The organism is Streptomyces sp. T39 (assembly GCF_008042045.1).
Lineage (GTDB): Bacteria > Actinomycetota > Actinomycetes > Streptomycetales > Streptomycetaceae > Streptomyces.
The window spans coordinates 2,916,208-2,939,174 of the sequence record NZ_RDBP01000012.1 but is presented as its reverse complement, the minus strand read 5'-3'; the positions used below and the strand labels follow the sequence as shown (position 1 = coordinate 2,939,174).

Genomic DNA, 22,967 nt, shown 5'->3' with positions numbered 1-22,967 from the left:
TGCGGTCCCTCGTGCGGTGACGCGCGGTGCGTTCTCCACCGTGCTCCCTCGCGCGGTCCCGCGCGACGCGGCCTCGTGCCGTGCTCGCCCGTGCAGGCTCGCGCGGTGGTGCTTCCTACCGCTGCGCGGTCCTCCTCCGGCGGTTGCCGGCGATCTGCCCGGCGACCACGATCAGGACGGCGATCACGAACATGGCCGTGCCGATCACGTTGATCTGCACCGGTGTGCCGCGCTGCGCCGAGCCCCACACGAACATGGGGAAGGTCACCGTGGAACCGGAGTTGAAGTTGGTGATGATGAAGTCGTCGAAGGAGAGCGCGAAGGCGAGCATCGCGCCGGCCGCGATGCCCGGCGCGGCGATCGGCAGCGTGACCCGCAGGAAGGTCTGCACGGGTCCGGCGTACAGGTCGCGCGCCGCCTCCTCCAGGCGGGGGTCCATGGACATCACGCGGGCCTTGACGGCGACGACGACGAAGCTGAGGCAGAACATGGTGTGGGCGATGAGGATGGTCCAGAAGCCCAGCTCGACGCCGAGGTTGAGGAAGAGGGTGAGCAGGGAGGCGGCCATGACCACCTCGGGCATGGCCATCGGCAGGAAGATCAGCGAGTTGATCGTGCCCCTGGCCCGGAAGCGGTAGCGCACCAGCGCGAAGGCGATCATCCCGCCGAGGACGGTGGCGCCGATCGTCGCCCAGAGGGCGAGCTGGAGCGACAGGGTGAGCGACTCGCACATGTCGGCGACGCCGCACGGGTCGGTCCAGGCGTCGGTGGAGAACTCCTGCCAGGAGTAGTTGAACCGCCCGGCCGGCTTGTTGAAGGAGAACACCGTCACGACGATGTTCGGGACGATCAGGTAGGCGAGCGTGAGCAGGCCCGCGATGACCACGAGGTTGCGCCTGAGCCACGACATCAGACCAGGTCCTCCGTTCCGGCCCGGCGGATGTAGACGGTGACCGTGACCAGCACGACCGCCATCAGGATGAACGACAGCGCGGCGGCCGTCGGGTAGTCGAGCACCCGCAGGAACTGCGACTGGATGACGTTTCCGATCATGCGCGTGTCCGTGGATCCGAGCAGCTCGGCGTTGACGTAGTCGCCGCTCGCCGGGATGAAGGTGAGCAGCGTCCCGGAGACGACGCCCGGCATGGACAGCGGGAAGGTGACCTTCCGGAAGACCGTGACGGGGCGGGCGTAGAGGTCGCCCGCCGCCTCGTGGAGGCGGGGGTCGATCCGCTCCAGGGAGGTGTAGAGGGGGAGGATCATGAACGGGAGGAAGTTGTAGGTCAGACCGGTGACGACGGCCAGCGGAGTGGCCAGCACCCGTTCGCCCTCGGTCATCCCGAGCCAGCTGGTGACGTCGAGGAAGTGGACGGCGTTGAGGAACTCCACCACCGGGCCGCCGTCCGCGAGGATCGTCTTCCAGGCGAGCGTGCGGATCAGGAAGCTGGTGAAGAACGGCGCGATGACCAGCACCAGCAGCACATTGCGCCAGCGGCCCGCCCGGAAGGCGATCAGGTAGGCGAGCGGGTAGCCGAGCAGCAGGCAGAGCACCGTGGCGGTGCCGGCGTACAGCAGGGAGCGCAGGAACTGCGGGTAGTACTCGGTCAGCGCGTCCCAGTAGGTCGCGACGTGCCAGGTGACCTCGAAGCCCTCCTCCAGCGAGCCGGTCTGCACGGAGGTCGACGCCTGGTAGACGAGCGGCAGCGCGAAGAAGACCAGCAGCCACAGGATGCCGGGCAGCAGCAGCCAGTACGGGACCAGCCGGCGGCGCAGCGCCGTGCGGTGGACCACGGGCTCGGCGGGGGCCGCCGGCGGGGCCTCGGTGAGGGTCACGGCGTCTCCTCCACCGACTCCACACCGGCCGCGATGTCCTGGGCGGCGTCCAGCCCGAAGGTGTGTTCCGGGTTCCAGTGCAGGAGGACCTCGGTGCCGGGTACCAGGCCGGTGTGCCGGCCGGTGTTCTGGGCGTAGACCTCGATGGCCTTTCCGGCCGGGCTCTCGACGACGTACTGGGTGGAGACGCCGATGAACGAGGAGTCCACGACGCGGCCGGTCACGGTGTTGCGTCCGGCGGCGACGGGATCCGCCCCGTCGGCGGGGACGAGGGAGATCTTCTCCGGGCGGATGCCCACCAGCAGCCGGCCGCCGGTGCGGGTGCCGTCGGGACAGCGGTGCCGGGGCAGCCGCAGCGTGGTGCCGGCCGCGGTGGCCACGACCTCGTCGCCGGCGGCGGAGGCGACCTCGGCCTCGATCAGGTTGGAGGTGCCGAGGAAGTTGGCGACGAAGGTGGTCTGCGGGTTCTCGTAGAGCTCGGCCGGGGCGCCGAGCTGCTCGACCCGGCCGCCGTTCATGACCGCGACCGTGTCGGCCATGGTCATGGCCTCCTCCTGGTCGTGGGTGACATGCACGAAGGTGATGCCGACCTCGGTCTGTATGCGCTTCAGCTCCAGCTGCATCTGGCGGCGCAGCTTGAGGTCGAGGGCGCCGAGGGGCTCGTCGAGGAGGAGCACCTGCGGGTGGTTGATCAGGGCGCGGGCGACGGCGACGCGCTGCTGCTGGCCGCCGGAGAGCTGGTGCGGCCGGCGCTGGGCGAAGTCGCCGAGCTGGACCAGGTCGAGCATCTCCCCGACCTGCTTCTTCACGGACGAGACACCACGGCGGCGCAGGCCGAAGGCGACGTTCTCGTGGATGCTCAGGTGCGGGAAGAGCGCGTAGCTCTGGAAGACGGTGTTGACGGGCCGTTTGTGGGGCGGCAGGTGGGTGACGTCCCGCTCGCCGAGCGAGACGGTGCCGGTGCTGGGCTCCTCCAGGCCGGCGATCATGCGCAGGGTGGTGGTCTTTCCGCAGCCGGATGCGCCGAGCAGGGCGAAGAACGAGCCCTGGGGGACGGTGAGGTCCAGGTGGTGCACCGCGGTGAAGGATCCGTAGGTCTTGCTGATCCCGGCGAGGCGGACGTCCCCGCCCGCTGTCTTGTCAGTCATGGGTCGCGTCCCAGGTGGTGTCGGGTCGGTGGCGGTCAGGCGCCGATGAGCTTGGCGAACTTCTCCTCGTACGCCGTCTCCTCCTCGCTGCTGAGCGAGCGGAAGGAGTGGGACTTGGCCGCCATGGCCTCGTCCGGGATGATCAGCGGGTTCTTCGCGAGCTCCGGGTCGATCTTCGCGAGCTCGGGGGCGACACCGGCCACCGGTGTCACGTAGTTGATGTAGGCGGCCAGCTGGGCCGCGACCGGCAGCTCGTAGTAGTAGTCGATCAGCCGGGTGGCGTTCTTCTGGTGCCGGGCCCGGGCGGGGACGAGCAGGTTGTCGGTGGCGGTCATGTAGCCGGCCGCCGGGATCGAGAAGCGGATGTCCGGGTTGTCGGCCTGGAGCTGGATCAGGTCACCGGCCCAGGCGACGCAGGCGGCGATGTCGCCCTTGTCGAGGTCGGAGGTGTAGTCGTTGCCGGTGAAGCGGCGGATCTGCTTCTTGTCGACGGCCTTCTGGAGCCGGCCGATGGCGGCGTCGTAGTCGGCGTCGGTGACCTTCTCGGGGGACTTGCCCATGTCGAGCAGGGTGAGGCCGACGGTGTCGCGCATCTCGGTGAGCAGGCTGACCCGGCCCTTGAGCGCGGGGTCGTCGAGCAGCTGGGTCAGGGAGTCGACCTTGCGGCCGCGGGTGGCCTTGACGTTGTACGCGATGACGGCCGGGATACCGGTCCACGGGTAGCTGTAGGCGCGGCCCGGGTCCCAGTCGGGGCTGCGGAACTGGGGTGACAGGTTGGCGAAGGCGTGCGGCAGCAGCGAGGCGTCGAGCTTCTGCACCCAGCCCAGGCGGATCATCCGGGCGGCCAGCCAGTCGGTGACGTTGATCAGGTCGCGGCCGGTGTCCTGGCCGGCCGCGAGCTGGGGCTGGATCTTGCCGAAGAACTCGACGTTGTCGTTGATGTCCTCGGTGTACTTGACGGTGATGCCGGTGCGCCTGGTGAAGGCGGCGAGGGTGGGCCGGGTCTTGCCGTCCTCGCTGGTGTCCATGTACTCGGTCCAGTTGGAGAAGGTGAGCCGCTTCTCCGTGTCCGAGTGGTCGTCCGACGCCGCCGCCCCGTTCTCGCGCTTGGCGGGCGGGATGCCGCAGGCGCTCAGCAGGCCGGCGCCGCCGGCCGTGAGCGCGCCGACGCCCGAGGCGCGCAGCAGCGAACGGCGGGAGAGCGCACCCCGGCCCCCCGTCAGACTGCGCCGCATCGCGGCGATCTGGGCCGCCGAGAGGCGTTCGGACTCGTAACTCTCCATGACGCTCTGCCCTTTCGGGTGGTTCCGGCCGCCGGTCGGGCGGCCTGACGGCTATCGGTCCCCGAAGACGGTGCGGTGCCAGTCCTTGCGGACGACCGCCGTGTTGTCGTACATCACGTGCTTGACCTGCGTGTACTCCTCGAAGGAGTACGCCGACATGTCCTTGCCGAAGCCCGACTGCTTGTAGCCGCCGTGGGGCATCTCGCTGATGATCGGGATGTGGTCGTTGATCCAGACGCAGCCCGCCTGGATCTCACGGGTGGCCCGGCCGGTCCGGTAGACGTCCCGGCTCCAGGCGGAGGCGGCGAGGCCGTAGGGGGTGTCGTTGGCGAGGGCGATGCCCTCGTCGTCGCTGTCGAAGGGCAGGACCACCAGCACCGGGCCGAAGATCTCGTCCCGGACGATCTCACTGTCCTGGGCGGCGCCGGTGATCAGGGTGGGCCGGTAGTAGGCGCCGCGCTTCAGCTCGCCCGCGGGGGCCTCGCCGCCGGTGACGACCCTGGCGTAGCCGCGGGCGCGGTCGACGAAGCCGGCGACCCGGTCGCGCTGCGCGAAGGAGACCAGCGGTCCGAGGTCGGTCGAGGGGTCGAACGGGTCGCCGAGCCGCACGCCGGCCATCAGGTCGGCGACCGCGGCGACGAACGTCTCGTACAGCGGCCGCTGGACGTAGGCACGGGTGGCGGCCGTGCAGTCCTGTCCCGAGTTGATGAGGGAGCCGGCGACGGCGCCGTGCGCGGCGGCCTCGACGTCGGCGTCGTCGAAGACGACGAACGGTGCCTTGCCGCCGAGCTCCAGATGGAGGCGCTTGACGGTGTCGGTCGCGATCCGGGCCACCCGCTTGCCGACCTCGGTGGAGCCGGTGAAGGAGGTCATGGCGATGCCGGGATGGCCGACCAGGTGCTCGCCCGCGTCCCTGCCCGCGCCGCTGATGATGTTCACGACACCGGCGGGCAGGCCGGCCTCGGTGGCCGCCTCCGCGAAGAGGAGCGAGGTGAGCGGGGTGATCTCGGCCGGTTTGAGGACGACGGTGTTGCCGGCGGCGACGGCCGGGAGGATCTTCCAGGCCGCCATCTGGAGCGGATAGTTCCATGGTGCGATCGAGCCCACGGCCCCGACGGGTTCGCGCCGGGTGCAGGAGGTGTGGTCGGCGCTGTACTCGCCGGCCGACTGTCCCTGCAGATGCCGCGCGGCGCCGGCGAAGAACGCGGTGTTGTCCACGGTGCCGGGGACGTCGAACTCGGTGGTGAGCTTGATCGGTTTGCCGCACTGGAGGGTCTCGGTGCGCGCCAGTTCGTCCGCCCGCTCGGCGAGCACTCCGCGGAAGCGGTGCAGGGCGTCCGAGCGCTCGCCGGGGGTCGCCCCGGCCCAGCCGGGCAGCGCGGCGCGGGCGGCGGTGACCGCTGCGTCGACGTCGGCGGTGCCGGCGAGTGCGTAGGTGAGCACCGTCTCTCCCGTCGCCGGGTTCACGATGTCCTGGGTGCGTCCCGAGGTGCCCGGGCGCAGCCGTCCGTCGATGTACTGCGTGCCGGCGGCGAAGCGGTCCTTCACTCGATCGGGGATGGCCATGACGCTCTCCGTTGCTCCAGCTCGATTTGAGTGCCGATCCTGACAGAGGGTGACCTACGCAACAAGGGATTCCGTTGTTGCCTTTTGATTACGCGACGGATTCGGTCGACCATGTGTCGGGTCCGGGGCCGAATACCCGTACGCACTGTCCGTGGCGGCTGCCACACTCGCGTGCATGGGGAAGGACGAGCTCGTCGAACGGGCAGCCGCAGGGCAGAGAATCGAGTACCTGCACTTCTGGGGGCACGCGCCACGCCGTGACGGCAGGATCGGTCCGAGCTGCCTCAGCCAGTGGTGGCCGTCGCCCTTCGAGGCCGGCGGCGTACGGTACGCGACCGCGGAGCACTGGATGATGGCGGCCAAGGCCCGCCTCTTCGGCGATGCGGAGGCGGAGCAGCGGGCGCTTCGGGCCCGTTCGCCCGCCGAGGCGAAGAAGGCCGGCCGGACGGTGCGCGGCTTCGACGAGAACACGTGGAAGCGGGAGCGCTTCGGCATCGTCCGCGAGGGCAGTGTGCACAAGTTCGGCCAGGACGCGGAGCTGGCCGCGTTCCTGCTGGCCACCGGTGACCGGGTGCTCGTCGAGGCCAGTCCGCTCGACCGGATCTGGGGCATCGGACTGGCCGCCGACGACGAGCGTGCCGAGGACCCCGCCCGGTGGCGGGGCCTGAATCTGCTGGGGTTCGCGCTGATGGAGGCGCGCGAGGAGCTCAGAGCCCGGGGGTGAGCCCCGCGGGGACGCGGGGCCCGGTCCGGGCTCCGCTCAGCGGGTGGGTTCGACGACGGTGTGGGGCGTGGAGCCCATGGAGTCCCAGGGGGAGTAGTCGTCGTTCGACGCGTCGACGGCCACGGCGACGAGGAGCACCAGGCCCAGCACCAGGCCGACCACACCGCAGACGATGCCGGTCACGGCCTGGCCCGGGTTGTCGGCCTCGCCCCTGCGCACCCGGCCGCGGCCCACCGCACCGAAGATGACCGCCAGGATGCCCAGCACGATCGCCAGCGGCCACAGGCAGAACAGCGCGGTGGCGATGATGCCGAGCACCATGCCCGCGATGCCCAGTCCGTTGGCCGGCTGCTGCCCCCAGCCCTGCGGCTGCCCGCCGTACGGGGTCGCGTAGCCGGGGTAGGCCGATCCGTACGGGTCGGACGGGGCGCCGAAGCCGCCGGAGGTCCCGCCCGCGGGGGGCGGGGGCAGGGTCGCACCGGGGTAGCCGTAACCGCCGGTGCCCGGGTAGCCGTAGCCGGGCTGCGCGGGGGCCGGACCGCCGGGCGCCGTGGGAGGCGGCGGGACCTGGCCCGGCTCGCCGGGACCGGGGGCCCCGGGCATCCCGATCATCGTCGGCTGGTCGTGCACGCTCGGCTGCTGGGGCGCGGTCCACGGCTTGTCCAGCGGCACGCGGTCCTGCGCGCTCGCGGCCGGCGGCGCCCAGGGGTCGTTCGGCTGCGGCGCGCCCGTGGGCTCCTGGTTGTCAGACATGGTTCTCCCCCAACGGTTGTCCGGCCATGCTACGGCCTCGGTCCCCCGCCCCTCCCGGCGCCTGCGATGATCTCCTCACAGGAGCGGCCCATCGCACACGGAGGAACCCGATGACCGATCTGCATCCCTTCATCGCGGGGCTGCCCAAGGCCGAACTGCACGTGCACCACGTCGGCTCGGCGTCACCGCGGATCGTCGCCGAACTGGCCGCGCACCACCCGGACTCCAAGGTCCCGACCGATCCCGAGGCCCTCGCCGACTACTTCACCTTCACCGACTTCGCGCACTTCGTCGAGGTCTACCTCTCCGTCGTCGACCTGATCCGCACCCCGGAGGACGTCCGGCTGCTGACCTTCGAGGTCGCCCGGGACATGGCGCGGCAGAACATCCGGTACGCGGAGCTCACCGTCACCCCGTTCAGCTCCACCAGGCGCGGCATCGAGGAGAAGGCCTTCATGGCCGCCATCGAGGACGCCCGCGTCTCCGCCGAGCGCGAGCTCGGTGTGGTGCTGCGCTGGTGCTTCGACATTCCCGGCGAGGCCGGACTCGAAGCGGCGGCGGAGACCGCCCGGCTCGCGGTGGACCTGCGCCCGGAGGGCCTGGTGTCGTTCGGGCTCGGCGGCCCGGAGATCGGCGTGGCCCGCCCGCAGTTCAAGCCGTACTTCGACCGCGCCATCGCCGCCGGTCTCCACTCGGTGCCGCACGCCGGGGAGACGACCGGCCCGCAGACGGTCTGGGACGCCCTGCGCGAGCTGCGCGCCGAGCGCATCGGCCACGGCACCAGCTCCGTCCAGGACCCGGCGCTGCTCGCCCACCTCGCGGAGCACCGCATCCCGCTGGAGGTCTGCCCGACGTCCAACATCGCCACCCGCGCGGTGGCCGACCTCGACGCGCATCCGATCCGGGAGATGGTCGCGGCCGGCGTGCTGGTCACGGTCAACAGCGACGACCCGCCGATGTTCGGCACCGACCTCAACAGCGAGTACGCGGTGGCCGCCCGGCTCCTGGAGCTCGACGAGGCGGGCGTCGCCGCCCTCGCGAAGAACGCGGTGGAGGCGTCCTTCCTCGACCCGGCGGGCAAGGCCCGGATCGCCGACGAGATCGACGCGTACACGAACGCGTGGCTCTCCCGGTGAGCGACGGCGTGGAGGACGTGACGCGGCAGGTGACCGTCGTCGGCCACCGCGGCGACCCGTACCGGATCCGGGAGAACACCCTCCCGTCGATCCGCTCGGCGTACGAACGCGGCGCCGACAGCGTCGAGATCGACGTGCGCCTCACCCGCGACGGCGTGCCGGTGCTGCTGCACGACGACTCGCTGAAACGGATGTGGGGGCTCGACCGGCCGCCCGGCCGTCTGACCCTCGCCGAGATCGAGTCCGCCACCGGGGGCGGCGTGCCCACCCTGCGGCAGGCGCTGGCGGAGGCGGGCACGCGCCGCGTGATGCTCGACCTGCCGGGCGCGACGCCCCGCTCGGTGCGCAGGGTGGTGGACACCGTCCGCGAGTGCGGTGCGGGCGAGCGCGTCTACTACTGCGCGGGGGCCGGCACCATGCTCGCCGTCCGCGAGGCCGACCCGGCTGCCGAGATCGCGCTGACGTGGACGACGCTCGCCCCGCCCCGCCCGGTGCTGCTGGACGCGCTGCGCCCGCGCTGGCTGAACTACCGCTTCGCACTGGTCTCCCCGGAGACCACCGAACGGGCGCACGCGCAGGGCATGCTGGTCTCCGCATGGACCGCGGACACCCGGCGCACGATGCGCCGGCTCATCGCCTGCGGTGTGGACTCGATCACCACCAACCGTGTGGAGGTGCTCGGCAGGGTGCTGGGCCGCCACCGGCCGGGGAAGGGACTTGGCACGTGACCGCACGACTTCGCACCGACGTGGCGCACAACGCCCGTGTCTGGAACTACTGGCTGGGCGGCAAGGACAACTACCCGGTGGACCGCGCGGTCGGCGACCACGTCACCGGTCTCTACCCCAGCATCGGCGAAGTCGCCCGCGCGGACCGGGCCTTCCTGCGCAGGACGGTCACGTACCTGGCGGGCGAGGCGGGGATCCGGCAGTTCCTGGACGTCGGCACCGGCCTGCCGACCGCCGACAACACCCACGAGGTCGCGCAGAGCATCACACCCGACGCTCGCGTGGTGTACGTGGACAACGATCCGGTCGTCCTCGCGCACGCCCGGGCGCTGCTGACCGGATCCCCCGAGGGCACGACGGAGTACGTCGACGCCGACGCGCACCGGCCCGAGGAGATCGTGGCGGCGATGGCGGGAACCCTCGACCCGTCCCGGCCGGTCGCCGTGATGATGCTCGGCATCCTCAACTTCGTCCTCGACACCGGTCAGGCGCGGACGATCGTGCGGACGCTGATGGACGCGGTCCCGCCGGGCAGCCATCTGGTGCTGACCCACCCGACGCTGGAGCTGGGCGGCGAGGGCAACGCCGAGGCGATGGCCTTCTGGAACGAGAACGCCAAGCCGCCGATCACCGCCCGCTCGCGCGAGGAGTTCGCCTCGTTCCTGGAGGGGCTGGAGATCCTGGAGCCCGGCATCGTCTCGTGCGCCCGGTGGCGTGCCGGCGGCGCGGAGCCCGAGGTGGCGCAGTTCGGCGCCGTGGCCCGCAAGCCCTAGTGGGCGGACGGGCCGGCACGGACCGGGTACGAGGTCTCCGGGCCCGGGCGCGGGGGCTCGGCGCGGCGCACCCGTGGAGCGTGGACATCGGTGTGGCGCTGATCGTGCAGGCGGCGGTGACCATGCCGTTCGTGGTGCCCCGGCCGGCCGACCATCCGCCCGCGACCTGGGCGGCGTACGGGCTGACCACGCTGACGGTGCTGCCGCTGCTGTGGCGCCGGCGGTTCCCGGTCACCGTGCTGGCGGCGGTGCTCGCCACCAGCGCCCTGTACCAGGTCGCGGTGGACGGGCCGGGGCAGCCGCTGCCGTACACGGGGCTGGTCGTCGTCCACTCGATCGCGGCCCTGTGCCCGCCGCGCCGGCGCCTCGGCGTGCTCGCGCTGCTGCCGCTGATCACCGGGGTGTCGGTGTGGCTCAACAGCCGCTCCCTGCGCGAGCTGACGTTCTCGCTCTTCGTGCTGGGCACCGCGTACGTCTTCGGTCGCCTCACGGACGTCCGGCAGGCGTACGTCGCCGCCGTCGAGGACCGGGCCGCCGAGCTGGAGCGGGCCAACCGGATCGAGGCGGAGCAGGCGGCGGCCCGTGAACGGGCCCGTATCGCGCGCGAGATGCACGATGTGCTGTCGCACGCGGTGAGCCTGATGGTGGTCCAGGCGGAGGCGGGGCCGGTCGCGGTGCGCACGGCCCCGGAGCGCGCCGAGGCCGCGTTCGACGCCATCTCGGAGACGGGCCGGGACGCCATGGCGCAGCTGCGCGGCATGCTCGGCGTGCTCAGGGACGGCTTCGAGGACCCGGCTCCGCACCGGCCCCAGCCGGACGTCTCCCAGCTCCCCGTGCTGGTGGAGCGGGTGCGGTCCGGCGGGCTCGACGTCTCCTACGACGTGGTGGGCGGTGCCCACCGGCTGCCAGGAGCGGCGGGGGCGACGGCGTACCGGGTGGTGCAGGAGGCGCTGACCAATGTGGTCAGGCACGCCGGCGCGCGCCGGGTCGCCGTCCGGCTCGTCAACACGGCGGACGCGCTGGAGATCACCGTCACGGACGACGGCCGCGGACCGGCCGGTGACGGAGCCTGCCCGCCGGTGCCGGGGCCGTCGGCCGCGGCCCCGGCGGGCAGGACGGCGGCGGGGCACGGGCTCGCGGGCATCCGCGAGCGGGCCGCGGCCCACGGGGGCACCGCGAGTGCGGGGCCCGGGCCGGGCGGGCGGGGCTTCGAGGTGCGTGTGGTGCTGCCCAGGGACCCCGTAGGCTCCGGCGCGGAGGTGGGGAGTTGACCCTGCGTGTGGTGGTGGCCGACGACCAGGAACTGGTCCGCAGCGGCTTCGCGATGATCCTCGACGCCCAGCCCGACATCGAGGTGGTGGCCGAGGCGGGTGACGGTGCCGAGGCGGTCGCGGCGGTGCGCCGCCACGCCCCGGACGTGGCGCTGCTCGACATCCGGATGCCGGTCATGGACGGCATCGGGGCGTGCCGCGAGATCACGGCGGCGGGCGGCTGCCGGGTGGTGATGCTGACGACGTTCGACATCGACGAGTACGTGTACGAGGCGCTGCGCGCCGGGGCGAGCGGCTTCCTGCTGAAGGACGTGCGCCGGGACGATCTGGCGCACGCGGTGCGCGTGGTGGCGCGGGGCGACTCGCTGCTGGCGCCGTCGGTGGCCAGACGTCTCGTGGAGCAGTACACCCGGCAGGGACCGGCCGCAGGCCCGGGCGGCGCGGGCGCGGGTGGCGGCGGGGCCTCGCGGCTGGACGTCCTCACGGCGCGGGAGCGGGAGACGCTGCTGATGCTGGGGCGGGGGCTGTCCAACGCGGAGATCGCGTCCCGGATGACGGTCAGCGAGCACACGGTGAAGACGCATGTCGGGAACGTGCTGGCGAAGCTCGGCCTGCGGGACCGCATCCAAGCGGTCATCTGCGCCTACGAGACCGGCCTGGTGACCGTGCCCGCTCCCCCGCTCGGGTGAGGCGATCGCCCCGACTCCCCCGCGCGGGCGAGGAACTGACGGGGTGAAGACCACTCGCTCCGGCGATCCGCGACAGGCCGCGGATCAGCAGGATGAAGGTGTTGGAACGACACCGCACGGCACCGGCCCCGGACTCGGGTCCCGTGGTGCCGCACACTCCTGGAGCGCTCGTCATGAAGGTACGCACCGCTGTCGCCGTCGCGCTGGCCCTCGGTCTCGCCACGGGGGCGTCCGCCCTCCCCGCCGCCGCCCACTCCCCCGCGTCCGCCGGCGCGGTCAGGGCCTCGGGACAGGCCGCTCAGGAGTCCGTCCGGACCGCTCCGGACACCGATGCCCTGCGCGCCGCGGTCGACTCCGTGCGCGATCCGGCGGCCTCCGGTGCCACGGCGGCGCTCGTCCGCGTCGGCGGCGACAGCCGATGGCACGGCAGCGGCGGGGTCCATGACCTGCGGTCGGGCCGGCCGGCGGATCCGGGCGGCCGCTTCCGGGCCGGGTCGGTGACCAAGGTCTTCACCGCGGCCGCCGTGCTCCAGCTCGCGGACGAGGGCGCCGTCGACCTGGACCGTCCCGTCCGCGCGTACCTGCCGGAGCTGATCCCGGCGGCCTACGGGGGCGTCACGGTGCGCCAGTTGCTCAACCACACCAGCGGGATACCGGCCCCCGACTTCCCCGACTCCACCCTCGAGGAGCGGTACCGGAACCGCTTCGCGCTGCACGACCCCCGCGCCATGGTCCGCTCGGCGACGTCCAAGGAGCCCGAGTTCACCCCCGGATCCCAGCAGCACTACCTCAACATCGGCTACACGGTCGCGGGTCTGCTGATCGAACGGGTCACGGGCGGTACGTACGAGGAGCGGGTCACCGAGCGGATCCTGCGCCCCCTCGGGCTGCGGGACACCTATCTCCCGGGCCGCAGCCCGCGCATCCAGGGCCCGCACAACCGGGGTTACCAGATATTCGACCGCCCGGACGGCTCCACCGAGCTGCGGGACGTGAGCGTCTGGGGCGTGACGGACGCCTGGGCCGCGGGCGACCTCATCTCGACGACTGCCGATCTGGAGCGCTTCACCCGTGCGCTGTTCAGCGGCCGCGTGGTGCGCGGCCCGCTGCTGGAGGAGATGTTCACCCTCCCGCGGCTCGCCGCGGGCAGGGCGAGTTACAGCGTGGGGCTGACCCATTGGCGCCTCGGCGGACGTGACGTCTGGGGCAAGACGGGCGGCCGCTGGGGGTACAACGCCGGTATGGGCGGCACCCGGGATCTGCGGAGCACGCTGGTCTACAGCGTCAACTCCACGGACGCCAAGGGCCAGGACCCCAATGCCGTGGTGATGGGGGTGATCACCGCCGCCTTCGGCATGCCGGACGAGGAGTGACGCCGACGGCGGGGCTCGGGGCCCCGCTCACGGAGCCCTTCCCCTCGGGCTCGCACGGTCCGGGTCCTCGCGGTTCAGGCCCCGGCGGCGACGGCTTCGGGCCGGGGCTCTCGGGCCGCCTCGCCCAGCGCCTCCAGGCGCTTGATCCTGCGCCGGACGATCTGGAGCGGGATCACCCCGAAGACCCCGAAGGACATGTCGATGACCGACCACCAGAAGGGGATGCCGCGCAGGGGCCCGCAGATCAGGGCGAGCGGAATGACGCCCGCGCACGCGATCATCCCGAACTCGATCACCCAGATGTTGCGGACGGGGTCACGGTAGGGGCCGTAGAAGGCGACGGCGATCACCAGGTGGGCGAAGGCGAGCCAGTCGGTTCCGTAGAGGACGAAGGGATACCGCTCGTCGGTCGCGTCGAGACCTTCGCGGACCTTCCCGACCCAGTCCATGAGTCCCGGCAGGTGCTCGGGCACGGGCGACAGGGACGAGCTCAACAGCCCCTCCACCCAGCGCATCTCGGTGACCAGCGGAAAGGCCGTGGCGCCGCTGAGCACCAGACAGACGACGAAGAAGACCAGCCAGACACGTATCCCCCGCACGAGGGCTTGCCGCTCGCTCATGCCCTGAGCCTACGCCAGTTATGAACATGTTCAAAAGTGAGTTCACCGCGTCATCCGCCGGGCGACGGCATGCGCCACCACGGTCGCCGCACCGGCGACGGCCAATCCCACCACCGCGTGCCGCCGCCCGTGCGGCCGCGGCACACCGGCCCTGCGCAGCCGGCCACGGGCCCACAGCGCGAAGAGCACGACCACAGAGGGGAGGTCACCGAGCCGGGGGTGCAGCCGCGCTTCACCGCGGCCTGGGCGAGGTGGACCAGTCCGTGCAGCCCGAAGCCGTCCAGCGCGCCCTGGAAGAAGGCGGACCGGCCACCACTGCGGCTCCCGGCGACGGCGGCGGAGCCGACGACGGCCGCCATCACACCCACCGCCGCGGCGAACTCCCGCTGGTCGACCGCGCCCATCACCCGCGCCACACCCGCGCCGGCACCTCGGGGAACCGCTCGCGGAGCACCGGCACGTTCTCCCGGATCCACCGGGGGCCGGTGGCCAGTTCCTCGGCATCGTGCAGCATCCATGCGGCCAACAGCCCATAGGTCACCGCGCGGTTGACTCGCTGATCGTCCATGCTGCCCCCTCTGCTGCGCCGGGGCGCGGCGGCGCAGGCCCTCGGCCGGCGGTGCCGGCCCGGGCGCGTGGAGCAGGCCGCCTTCCCGGGGCGCACCAGGCGCCGGGCACACGACAGGCGGGGCAGGGAGCCCTCCCCTGCCCCGCCTGCCACGGACTGCCGCCTCATGCGCGAGGCGCACCCCGGAGACCGCGCCCGCTCCGGCCGGAACTCCCGGCCGGAGCTCCCGGCCGGCTGCGTCAGCCGTCGAGCGACGTCATGACGTGCTTGATCCGGGTGTAGTCGTCGAAGCCGTAGGCGGACAGATCCTTGCCGTAGCCGGACTTCTTGAAGCCGCCGTGCGGCATCTCGGCCACCAGCGGGATGTGCGTGTTGATCCAGACGCAGCCGAAGTCCAGGGCCTTGGACATGCGCATCGCACGGGCGTGGTCCTTCGTCCACACCGAGGAGGCGAGCGCGTACTCGACGCCGTTCGCCCACTCCAGCGCCTGCGCCTCGTCGGCGAAGGACTGCACCGTGATCACCGGGCCGAAGACCTCGTTCTGGATGATCTCGTCGTCCTGCTTCAGGCCGGAGACGACGGTGGCGGCGTAGAAGAAGCCCTTGTCGCCGACGCGCTGACCGCCGGCCTCGACCTTCGCGTGCGCCGGGAGCCGGTCGATGAAGCCGCTGACCTGCTCCAGCTGACGGGCGTTGTTCAGCGGACCGTAGAGCACGTCCTCGTCGTCGGGCGCGCCGGTCTTCGTCTCGGACGCCGCCTTGGCGAGCGCCGAGACGAACTCGTCGTGGATGGACTCGTGCACCAGGACCCGGGTCGCGGCCGTACAGTCCTGGCCGGCGTTGAAGAAGCCCGCCACCGAGATGTCCTCGACGGCCTTGGGGATGTCGGTGTCCTCGAAGACGACGACCGGCGCCTTGCCGCCCAGTTCCAGGTGGACGCGCTTGACGTCCTTGGCCGCGGAGGCGGCGACCTGGATTCCGGCGCGCACCGAGCCGGTGATGGAGGCCATGGCGGGCGTCGGGTGCTCGACCATCAGGCTGCCGGTGGTCCGGTCGCCGCAGACGACGTTGAAGACGCCCTTGGGCGCGATCGCGCCGATGATCTCCGCGATCAGCACCGTGGACGCCGGGGTGGTGTCGGACGGCTTCAGCACCACGGTGTTGCCCGCGGCCAGCGCCGGCGCGAACTTCCACACCGCCATCATCATCGGGTAGTTCCACGGCGCGACCTGCGCGCAGACGCCGACCGGCTCACGGCGGACGATCGAGGTCAGGCCCTCCATGTACTCGCCTGCGGAGCGGCCCTCCAGCATCCGCGCGGCACCCGCGAAGAACCGGATCTGGTCCACCATCGGAGGGATCTCCTCGGTGCGGGTCAGCTCCAGGGGCTTGCCCGTGTTCTCCGACTCGGCCGCGATCAGTTCCTCGGCACGCTCCTCGAAGGCGTCGGCGATCTTCAGCAGCACCTTCTGGCGCTCGGCGGGCGTGGTGTCCCGCCAGGCGGGGAAAGCGGCCGCCGCAGCATCCATGGCCGCGTCGACGTCGGCCTGGCCGGACAGCGGCGAGGTCGCGTACACCTCGCCGGTGGCGGGGTTGACGACGTCGATGGTCCGGCCGTCGGCGGCGTCCTTGAACTCCCCGTTGATGTAGTTGCGCAGACGACGCAGCTCGGTGGTCACTGTTGCCACCCCTCCTGTGAGATGTCCGATGGGTGAGACACTCCACCCTAATCCGTTCTCCGACGTTTTCAACAGGCCCGCCCCTTGCCAACTTCGGATTCAGTATGAACAGGCACCCTGAACGACGAATTTCATCGCTCATGACTTGCCAGACCGACGAGTCCCGGTGCAGAGTGAGGTCGTGGCCAGCCGTAGCGCAGACATCAGGAACGGGAGCGGCGGCGGATCGTCGCCGACGATCGACGCGGTCTCCCTCGCGATCATCGAGCAGCTCCAGGAGGACGGTCGCCGTCCGTACGCCGCGATAGGCAAGGCAGTGGGCCTTTCCGAAGCGGCCGTCCGGCAGCGTGTCCAGAAGCTCCTCGACCAGGGCGTGATGCAGATCGTCGCCGTGACCGATCCCCTCACCGTGGGTCTGCGGCGCCAGGCGATGGTCGGCATCAGGGTCGAGGGCGACCTCGATCCGGTTGCGGACGCCCTCACGGCCATGGCCGAATGCGAGTACGTGGTGATGACCGCGGGCTCGTTCGATCTGATGGTGGAGATCGTCTGCGAGGACGACGACCACCTGCTCGAAGTGATCAACAAGCGGATCCGCGCGCTCCCCGGCGTGCGCTCCACCGAGAGCTTCGTCTACCTCAAGCTCAAGAAGCAGACCTATATGTGGGGAACCCGATAGCCGTGAGCCAGGACCGCAGCGACCTCTCCAAGTCCGCCTACGACCACCTGTGGATGCACTTCACCCGCATGTCGTCGTACGAGAACGCCCCCGTGCCCACCATCGTGCGTGGTGAGGGCACCTACATCTACGACGACAAGGGCAAGCGCTACCTGGACGGCCTGGCCGGCCTCTTCGTGGTGCAGGCGGGTCACGGCCGGCACGAGCTCGCCGAGGCCGCCTACAAGCAGGCGCAGGAGCTGGCCTTCTTCCCGGTCTGGTCCTACGCGCACCCCAAGGCGGTCGAGCTGGCGGAGCGCATCGCCCACCACGCCCCGGGCGACCTCAACAAGGTCTTCTTCACCACCGGCGGCGGCGAGGCGGTGGAGACGGCCTGGAAGCTCGCCAAGCAGTACTTCAAGCTGACGGGCAAGCCCACCAAGTACAAGGTCATCTCGCGTGCGGTGGCCTACCACGGCACCCCGCAGGGGGCCCTCTCCATCACCGGTCTGCCGGGTCTGAAGGCGCCCTTCGAGCCGCTGGTCCCCGGTGCGCACAAGGTGCCGAACACCAACATCTACCGGGCGCCGATCCACGGCGACGACCCGGAGGCCTTCGGCCGCTGGGCCGCCGACCAGATCGAGCAGGAGATCCTGTTCGAGGGCCCCGACACCGTCGCCGCCGTCTTCCTGGAGCCCGTGCAGAACGCGGGCGGCTGCTTCCCGCCCCCGCCCGGCTACTTCCAGCGGGTCCGCGAGATCTGCGACAAGTACGACGTGCTGCTCGTCTCCGACGAGGTCATCTGCGCCTTCGGCCGCCTGGGCACGATGTTCGCCTGCGACAAGTTCGGCTACGTGCCGGACATGATCACCTGCGCCAAGGGCATGACGTCGGGCTACTCCCCGATCGGCGCCTGCATCGTCTCCGACCGCCTGGCGGAGCCGTTCTACCAGGGCGACAACACCTTCCTGCACGGATACACGTTCGGCGGCCACCCGGTGTCCGCCGCGGTCGGCCTCGCCAACCTCGACCTGTTCGAGAAGGAGAAGCTGAACCAGCACGTCCTCGACAACGAGGACGCCTTCCGCGCCACGCTGGAGAAGCTCCACGACCTGCCGATCGTCGGCGACGTCCGGGGCAACGGCTACTTCTACGGCATCGAGCTCGTCAAGGACAAGCACACCAAGGAGTCCTTCAACGACGAGGAGACCGAGCGCGTCCTGTACGGCTTCCTCTCCAAGGCCCTCTTCGACGCCGGCCTGTACTGCCGCGCCGACGACCGCGGCGACCCGGTCGTCCAGCTGGCCCCGCCGCTCATCTCCGACCAGCGGACCTTCGACGAGATCGAGCAGATCCTGCGCTCGGTCCTGACGGAGGCCTGGACGAAGCTGTAGCGGCACCCGGACCCGGCCACCTCCCCGGCCCGGTCCCCCCGCACGTCCCGGCACACGGCCCGGGTGCATCCATCCGAGTGAGATGGACGGCACCCGGGCCGCGTGCTTCCCCGGACCTCGCCGCTGACTCCCTAGCGTGCCCAGTGACCGATCGGCCCTGTCTTCGTTCCCCCGTACGGGGGTCCGGAAATCTGATCAGAACCGAGGAGTACGCATGGTGGCCCCGCCGGACAACGATGTGATCTGGGCTCGTTCCCTGCACCACGCCCATCGCGGCTCGCCGGCGCTCGTCGGCGTCTCGCTCGGAGTGCGGGAGGGCGAGATCCTCGCCGTGTGCGGTGCGCGCGGCAGCGGCAAGACCACCCTGCTGCGCTGCCTCTCCGGCCAGCTCGTCCCGCAGCAGGGCGAGGTCTGGTTCAACAGCTCGCCGGTGCACACGATGCCCCCGCTGATGCGCGAGCGGATGCGGCGCGACCGGTTCGGCTGGATCGACCCCGAGCCGGTGCTCGTCCCCGAGCTGAAGGCCTGGGAGAACGCCGCCCTCCCGCTGCTGCTGAGCGGCGTGCCCCGCCGGGCGGCGAAGACCACGGCCCTGGAGTGGATGGAGCGCCTGGACATCGGCGCGGCCGCCCAGAAGCGTCCCTACGCCCTGCTCCGCGCCGAACAGCAGCGCGTGGCCGTTGCCCGCGCCCTGGTCACCACGCCGTCCGTGCTCTTCGCGGACGAGCCGACCGCGGCGCTGCACAGCACCGACGCGGCGCACGTCCTGCGCACGGTCACCGCCGCGGTGCGCTCGCACCGCATCACCATGGTCCTGGCCACCCACGACCCGGACACGGCGTCGGTCGCCGACCGCGTGATCACCGTCGGCGACGGCCGCCGCACCGGCACGGCGACGGTCACCGACACGGAAGGCCGGGCCGCGTGCTCGCTCTCCGTCTAGCCCGTGGCGCGCACCCCCTCGTACAGCTGCGCCGCCTGATGGTGGCCGCGGCGTCGGCGGGGGTCGGCTTCCTGCTGCTGTGCGCGCTGACGTACGCGCTGTCCCATCCGGCCGACTCCCGTGCCGCCACCCTGCGTCTGCTGTGGTGCCTGGTCCCGCTGGCCGCGACGGTGTACTTCGCGGTGTCCGTCGCGCGCACCGATCCGGGCACCCGACCGCAGCAGGGCCTGTCCGCCGTCGGCCTCGGCCCCGCCCGGCTCGGTGTGACGGCCGCGGTGACGACTGCCGTCGCCGCGACGCTGGGCAGCGCGGTGGCGCTGCTGTTCTTCCTGCACCTGCGGGGGGACATCAGCGGACTGCCGTTCGACGGCGCCGCCGCCGACCTGCTGGCGGCAGAGGAATCGCTTCCGCTGGGCGCGGCGCTGACTCTGCTGGCGCTGGTCCCCCTGACGGCGACCGCCGCCGCGGCGGTGGCCCTGCGTCCGGGGCCCGGGGAGAGCGACGGCGACGCCGACGCGCCCGCGTCCACTCCCTCCGGGCTGCCCTGGGGCGTCGCGCTCGTGGCGGCAGGGCTCGCCGTCGAGACGTACGCGAGCGGCCGGGCGTCCGGAACCGCGCTTCCGCTGCCCGGTCAGGGCGCGGGTCACCCGGCCGGCGTGCTGGTCGGATGGACCCTGACGGCGACGGGACTCTGGCTTGCGGGCCCGGCGCTGACCCACCTGTGCGGCCGGCTGCTCCAGGCGTTCCGTCCGGGCGCGACCCGGCTGCTCGCGGGCCGGATCCTGATGCAGGAGGCCCGCCGCGTCGGCCGCCCGCTCGGCGTGGTGTGCGCCGTCGGCTCGGGGGCGGTGGCGGCCTTCGCCGTCTACGGGGGCGTTCCGCGCCCGTGGGGGCCGCTGACCGTCCTCGGGGCGGTGCTCGTCGTGACCTGCACGACGGCCGTGCTGCTGACGGCGGTCGTGGAAGCGAGGCGGTCCCGGGCCGGCGTCACCGACGCCCTGCTGCGGATCGGCGCCCAGCCCACGGCACTGCGCCGGGTGGCCGCACTGCGGGTGGTGGCGCTGCTGGTGGTGTTCGCACCGCTCACCTGGCTGGTCGCCTCGCTCGCCGCCGCACCGCTCAAGGGCTGAGCGGCGCGGGGCCTGCCCTCCGCGGGCGGGTCAGGAGCGGTCCAGCACGACGACGTCCTCGGGGTCGAAGGCCACCCCGACGCCGGCGCCCTCTGCGGGAGCGTCCCGCAGCGGGCATTCGGCCTCCAGCACGGGCCCGTCCGCGGGCCGCAGACGTACGGCGACCCGGCTGCCGCGGAAGGTCATCGACTCCACGACCGCGGCGAGGCCCTCGCCGGCCGCGGTGAGCCGCACGCCCGACGGCCGGACGAGCAGGGTGCGTTCCCCCTGCGGCGCGCCGTCGGGGACGGGAACCTTGCCCCAGGCGGTGGCGGCCGCGGTCCCGCTGACGGTGGCGGGCACGACGTTGTCGAAGCCCAGGAAGCGTGCGACGAACTCGGACGCCGGCCGCTGCCACACCTCCAGCGGCGTCCCCGCCTGGGCGATGCGGCCGTCCCGCATGACGACCACGCGGTCGGCGAGGGCGAACGCCTCGCCCTGGTCGTGCGTCACCGCGAGCACGGTGGTGCCCAGCCGGCCGAACAGGCCGCGCAGTTCGACGACGAGGCGCTCGCGCAGCCCCCGGTCGAGCTGGCCCAGCGGCTCGTCGAGCATCAGCAGCCGGGGCTCCGGAGCGAGTGCCCTGGCCAGGGCCACCCGCTGCTGCTCACCGCCGGACAGGGAGGCCACGGACCGCCGCTCCGCGCCCGGCAGACCGACGAGGTCCAGCAGTTCCCCGGTGCGGCGCACGCGTTCGGCCGCCGCCGCGCCGTGCATGCGCAGCCCGAACGCGACGTTCCCCGCCACGTCGTGCTGCGGGAAGAGCTGGTGGTCCTGGAACATCAGGCCCACTCCGCGCCGGTGCACCGGCACCCTGGTCTGGTCCGACCCGTCGAGCAGGACGCGCCCCGCGTCGGCGGCCCGGAGCCCGGCGACCACCCGCAGCAGGGTGGACTTTCCGCTCCCGCTCGGCCCGAGGACGCAGACGATCTCGTGCTCCGCGACCCCGAGGTCCACCCGGTCGAGCGCGGGACGGTCCCCGAACCGTACGGTGACGCCCTCCAGTTGCAGCAGCGCCATCAGAACTCCCCGGAGGTCTTGTCGGGACGGATGCGTTCGAGGGCGAGCAGCGCCGCCGCGCAGACCGCCATCAGCACGGTGGACAGGGCCATCGCCTGGCCGTAGTTGAGCTCTCCCGGCCGTCCGAGCAGCCGGGCCACCGCGACGGGCAGCGTCGGGTTGTCGGGCCGGGCGATGAAGACGGTGGCGCCGAACTCGCCCAGGGAGACGGCGAAGGCGAAGCCCGCCGCGACCAGCAGCGCCCTGCGCACCAGCGGCAGATCGACCTCTCGCCAGGCGCGCAGCGGCGACGCGCCGAGCACGGACGCCGCCTCGCGCAGCCGGCTGTCCACGGCGCGCAGGACCGGCAGCATCGTGCGGACGACGAACGGCACTCCGACGAGCGCCTGGGCGAGCGGCACCAGGATCCAGGACGTGCGCAGGTCCAGCGGCGGCTCGTCGAGCGCGATGAGGAAGCCGAAGCCGACCGTGACGGCCGAGACGCCGAGGGGCAGCATCAGCAGCGCGTCGAAACCGCGCACCAGCCTGCCGGCCCGCCGGGTCAGCGCCGCGGCGGCCAGACCGCCGACGACGACCGAGACGGCGGTCGCGGCGGCCGCGTACTGCAGGGAGTTGAGGACCGCCTCGACGGGCGGGACGAGGAACGTGCCGCCCCGGGAATCGACGACGGTGAGGGCCCGGTAGTAGTCGAAGCCGTAGCCACCCGGGGTGTCGAAGGACCGTTCGACGAGCACCGCGAGTGGGGCGACCAGCAGCACCAGCACCACCGCGACCACGCCCCCGAGGAGCGCCCACTGCGCGGCGCCGCGCGGCCTTCGCGCCGTGGCGGAGGGGTCGACGAGCCGCAGGGTGCTCTCCCTGCGGCGTACCGTCCTGGCGTGCACGGCGAGGATCGCTCCGACGGCGGCGAACTGCATCAGGGTCAGCACGGCGGCCGTGGGCAGATCGAGCAGGTCGGCGGTCTGCCGGTAGATCTCCACCTCCAGCGTGGAGAACGTGGGGCCGCCGAGGATCTGCACCACGCCGAACGAGGTGAAGGTGAAGAGGAAGACCATCAGCGCGGCCGCCGCGAGCGAGGGCATCAGCGCGGGCAGGGTCACCCGCCGCCACGCGGTGAACCTGCCCGCGCCGAGGACGCGCGCGGCTTCCTCCTGGCGGGGGTCGAGCTGGGACCACAGCCCGCCGACGGTGCGGACGACCACGGCGTAGTTGAAGAACACATGGGCCAGCAGGATGGCCCAGACGGTGGTGTCGAGCCGGACGCCCCACACCTCGTCGAGCAGACCGCCGCGCCCGATCAGCGCGAGGAACGCGGTGCCGACGACCACGGTCGGCAGCACGAACGGCACCGTGACCACCGCGCGCAGCAGCCGTTTGCCGGGGAAGTCGAACCTGGCGAGGACGTACGCCCCCGGGAGGGCGATCAGCAGCGTGAGCGCGGTGGAGGCGAGCGCCTGCCAGGTGGTGAACCAGAGCACCCGCAGGATCTCCGGCCGGCCGGCCACCTCCGCGACGCGCCCGAACTGCCACGCCCCTCCGTCGTGCAGACCACGGCCCACGATGGCGGCGACGGGGTAGGCGAAGAAGACGGCGAAGAACGCGACGGGCCCGGCCATCAGGGCGAGCCGCGCCGCGTTGC

Annotated in this window: 21 protein-coding genes and 1 pseudogene; 11 read left to right on the top strand and 11 right to left on the bottom strand. The window is 72.2% G+C overall.

The window, feature by feature from the left end; all coding sequences use genetic code 11:
- Positions 1-115: 115 nt before the first annotated feature.
- From EAO77_RS14410 to EAO77_RS14390, 5 genes are read right to left on the bottom strand one after another with little or no spacing between them, the layout of a single operon-like run.
- Complete coding sequence (locus EAO77_RS14410) at positions 116-910, bottom strand: ABC transporter permease (RefSeq protein ID WP_147988376.1); 795 nt, start codon at positions 908-910, stop codon at positions 116-118.
- A complete protein-coding gene (locus tag EAO77_RS14405) occupies positions 910-1,833 on the bottom strand; it encodes an ABC transporter permease (RefSeq protein ID WP_147988375.1) in 924 nt (307 codons plus the stop codon). The genes EAO77_RS14410 and EAO77_RS14405 overlap by 1 nt, the downstream gene beginning before the upstream one ends.
- A complete protein-coding gene (locus EAO77_RS14400; RefSeq protein ID WP_147988374.1) occupies positions 1,830-2,981 on the bottom strand; it encodes an ABC transporter ATP-binding protein in 1,152 nt (383 codons plus the stop codon). Before EAO77_RS14400 ends, EAO77_RS14405 begins: the two co-directional genes overlap by 4 nt.
- 35 nt (positions 2,982-3,016) lie before the next feature.
- Positions 3,017-4,264, bottom strand: a complete 1,248-nt coding sequence (locus tag EAO77_RS14395) for a PotD/PotF family extracellular solute-binding protein (RefSeq protein WP_147988373.1) — start codon at positions 4,262-4,264, stop codon at positions 3,017-3,019.
- Positions 4,265-4,315: 51 nt separating this feature from the next.
- Positions 4,316-5,830, bottom strand: coding sequence for a gamma-aminobutyraldehyde dehydrogenase (locus EAO77_RS14390; protein WP_147988372.1), 1,515 nt, complete (start codon positions 5,828-5,830; stop codon positions 4,316-4,318).
- A 175-nt stretch (positions 5,831-6,005) separates the two neighbouring features.
- Between EAO77_RS14390 and EAO77_RS14385 the strand changes: the two genes are divergently transcribed.
- Positions 6,006-6,554: an NADAR family protein gene (locus tag EAO77_RS14385; protein WP_147988371.1), complete on the top strand. Its 549-nt coding sequence runs from the start codon at positions 6,006-6,008 to the stop codon at positions 6,552-6,554.
- Between the two features lie 36 nt (positions 6,555-6,590).
- Here EAO77_RS14385 and EAO77_RS14380 read toward each other — a convergent pair whose 3' ends face one another.
- A complete protein-coding gene (locus EAO77_RS14380; RefSeq protein ID WP_147988370.1) occupies positions 6,591-7,307 on the bottom strand; it encodes a DUF4190 domain-containing protein in 717 nt (238 codons plus the stop codon).
- A gap of 110 nt (positions 7,308-7,417) precedes the next feature.
- Here EAO77_RS14380 and EAO77_RS14375 point away from each other — a divergent pair, with 110 nt between their 5' ends.
- The 6 genes from EAO77_RS14375 (at position 7,418) to EAO77_RS14350 (ending at position 13,277) form a co-directional block, all read left to right on the top strand.
- Entirely contained in the window at positions 7,418-8,443 is a 1,026-nt protein-coding gene (locus tag EAO77_RS14375) for an adenosine deaminase (RefSeq protein ID WP_147988369.1), read from the top strand.
- A gap of 8 nt (positions 8,444-8,451) precedes the next feature.
- The gene (locus EAO77_RS14370; protein WP_410088546.1) at positions 8,452-9,171 is read left to right on the top strand and encodes a glycerophosphodiester phosphodiesterase; all 720 of its coding nucleotides are present in this window, start codon (positions 8,452-8,454) and stop codon (positions 9,169-9,171) included.
- Positions 9,168-9,944 (top strand): SAM-dependent methyltransferase, encoded by a 777-nt coding sequence (locus EAO77_RS14365; RefSeq protein ID WP_261993898.1) that lies wholly within the window; start codon positions 9,168-9,170, stop codon positions 9,942-9,944. Before EAO77_RS14370 ends, EAO77_RS14365 begins: the two co-directional genes overlap by 4 nt.
- Before the next feature lie 80 nt (positions 9,945-10,024).
- The gene (locus tag EAO77_RS14360; RefSeq protein ID WP_261993897.1) at positions 10,025-11,215 is read left to right on the top strand and encodes a sensor histidine kinase; all 1,191 of its coding nucleotides are present in this window, start codon (positions 10,025-10,027) and stop codon (positions 11,213-11,215) included.
- Positions 11,212-11,904: a response regulator transcription factor gene (locus tag EAO77_RS14355; RefSeq protein ID WP_147988367.1), complete on the top strand. Its 693-nt coding sequence runs from the start codon at positions 11,212-11,214 to the stop codon at positions 11,902-11,904. The genes EAO77_RS14360 and EAO77_RS14355 overlap by 4 nt, the downstream gene beginning before the upstream one ends.
- A gap of 173 nt (positions 11,905-12,077) precedes the next feature.
- On the top strand, positions 12,078-13,277 hold the full coding sequence (locus EAO77_RS14350; protein ID WP_147988366.1) for a serine hydrolase domain-containing protein: 1,200 nt from the start codon (positions 12,078-12,080) through the stop codon (positions 13,275-13,277).
- Positions 13,278-13,351: 74 nt separating this feature from the next.
- Here the strand turns inward: EAO77_RS14350 and EAO77_RS14345 are convergent, their stop codons facing one another.
- The 3 genes and pseudogenes from EAO77_RS14345 to EAO77_RS14335 form a co-directional block, all read right to left on the bottom strand.
- Entirely contained in the window at positions 13,352-13,897 is a 546-nt protein-coding gene (locus tag EAO77_RS14345) for a hypothetical protein (RefSeq protein ID WP_147988365.1), read from the bottom strand.
- Between the two features lie 42 nt (positions 13,898-13,939).
- A pseudogene (locus tag EAO77_RS14340) lies at positions 13,940-14,465 on the bottom strand (HXXEE domain-containing protein).
- Between the two features lie 239 nt (positions 14,466-14,704).
- Positions 14,705-16,144 carry a gamma-aminobutyraldehyde dehydrogenase gene (locus EAO77_RS14335; RefSeq protein WP_147989127.1) on the bottom strand — a complete coding sequence of 480 codons (1,440 nt, stop codon included), beginning with the start codon at positions 16,142-16,144 and terminating at the stop codon, positions 14,705-14,707.
- 181 nt (positions 16,145-16,325) lie between these two features.
- Here EAO77_RS14335 and EAO77_RS14330 point away from each other — a divergent pair, with 181 nt between their 5' ends.
- The 4 genes from EAO77_RS14330 to EAO77_RS14315 all read left to right on the top strand — a co-directional run bounded on the left by EAO77_RS14330 (position 16,326) and on the right by EAO77_RS14315 (position 20,269).
- The gene (locus tag EAO77_RS14330) at positions 16,326-16,823 is read left to right on the top strand and encodes an Lrp/AsnC family transcriptional regulator (protein WP_187283213.1); all 498 of its coding nucleotides are present in this window, start codon (positions 16,326-16,328) and stop codon (positions 16,821-16,823) included.
- Positions 16,808-18,196, top strand: a complete 1,389-nt coding sequence (locus tag EAO77_RS14325; protein ID WP_147988363.1) for an aspartate aminotransferase family protein — start codon at positions 16,808-16,810, stop codon at positions 18,194-18,196. Before EAO77_RS14330 ends, EAO77_RS14325 begins: the two co-directional genes overlap by 16 nt.
- 214 nt (positions 18,197-18,410) lie before the next feature.
- Positions 18,411-19,139 (top strand): ABC transporter ATP-binding protein, encoded by a 729-nt coding sequence (locus EAO77_RS14320; protein ID WP_147988362.1) that lies wholly within the window; start codon positions 18,411-18,413, stop codon positions 19,137-19,139.
- On the top strand, positions 19,121-20,269 hold the full coding sequence (locus EAO77_RS14315; protein ID WP_147988361.1) for a hypothetical protein: 1,149 nt from the start codon (positions 19,121-19,123) through the stop codon (positions 20,267-20,269). Before EAO77_RS14320 ends, EAO77_RS14315 begins: the two co-directional genes overlap by 19 nt.
- Positions 20,270-20,299: 30 nt before the next feature.
- On the opposite strand, the gene EAO77_RS14310 is transcribed toward EAO77_RS14315, so the two are convergent.
- Together EAO77_RS14310 and EAO77_RS14305 are read right to left on the bottom strand one after the other, a co-directional pair.
- Entirely contained in the window at positions 20,300-21,328 is a 1,029-nt protein-coding gene (locus EAO77_RS14310; protein ID WP_147988360.1) for an ABC transporter ATP-binding protein, read from the bottom strand.
- Entirely contained in the window at positions 21,328-22,944 is a 1,617-nt protein-coding gene (locus EAO77_RS14305; RefSeq protein WP_147988359.1) for an ABC transporter permease, read from the bottom strand. The genes EAO77_RS14310 and EAO77_RS14305 overlap by 1 nt, the downstream gene beginning before the upstream one ends.
- Positions 22,945-22,967: the final 23 nt, after the last annotated feature.

Excerpts from the sequence above, each read along its gene's own strand:
- EAO77_RS14410 (WP_147988376.1), bottom strand. The coding sequence starts at position 910 with ATGTCGTGGCTCAGGCGCAACCTCGTGGTCATCGCGGGCCTGCTCACG.
- EAO77_RS14400 (WP_147988374.1), bottom strand. The coding sequence starts at position 2,981 with ATGACTGACAAGACAGCGGGCGGGGACGTCCGCCTCGCCGGGATCAGC.
- EAO77_RS14395 (WP_147988373.1), bottom strand. The coding sequence starts at position 4,264 with ATGGAGAGTTACGAGTCCGAACGCCTCTCGGCGGCCCAGATCGCCGCG.
- EAO77_RS14390 (WP_147988372.1), bottom strand. The coding sequence starts at position 5,830 with ATGGCCATCCCCGATCGAGTGAAGGACCGCTTCGCCGCCGGCACGCAG.
- EAO77_RS14385 (WP_147988371.1), top strand. The coding sequence starts at position 6,006 with ATGGGGAAGGACGAGCTCGTCGAACGGGCAGCCGCAGGGCAGAGAATC.
- EAO77_RS14380 (WP_147988370.1), bottom strand. The coding sequence starts at position 7,307 with ATGTCTGACAACCAGGAGCCCACGGGCGCGCCGCAGCCGAACGACCCC.
- EAO77_RS14375 (WP_147988369.1), top strand. The coding sequence starts at position 7,418 with ATGACCGATCTGCATCCCTTCATCGCGGGGCTGCCCAAGGCCGAACTG.
- EAO77_RS14350 (WP_147988366.1), top strand. The coding sequence starts at position 12,078 with ATGAAGGTACGCACCGCTGTCGCCGTCGCGCTGGCCCTCGGTCTCGCC.
- EAO77_RS14345 (WP_147988365.1), bottom strand. The coding sequence starts at position 13,897 with ATGAGCGAGCGGCAAGCCCTCGTGCGGGGGATACGTGTCTGGCTGGTC.
- EAO77_RS14320 (WP_147988362.1), top strand. The coding sequence starts at position 18,411 with ATGGTGGCCCCGCCGGACAACGATGTGATCTGGGCTCGTTCCCTGCAC.
- EAO77_RS14310 (WP_147988360.1), bottom strand. The coding sequence starts at position 21,328 with ATGGCGCTGCTGCAACTGGAGGGCGTCACCGTACGGTTCGGGGACCGT.
- EAO77_RS14305 (WP_147988359.1), bottom strand. The coding sequence starts at position 22,944 with ATGGCCGGGCCCGTCGCGTTCTTCGCCGTCTTCTTCGCCTACCCCGTC.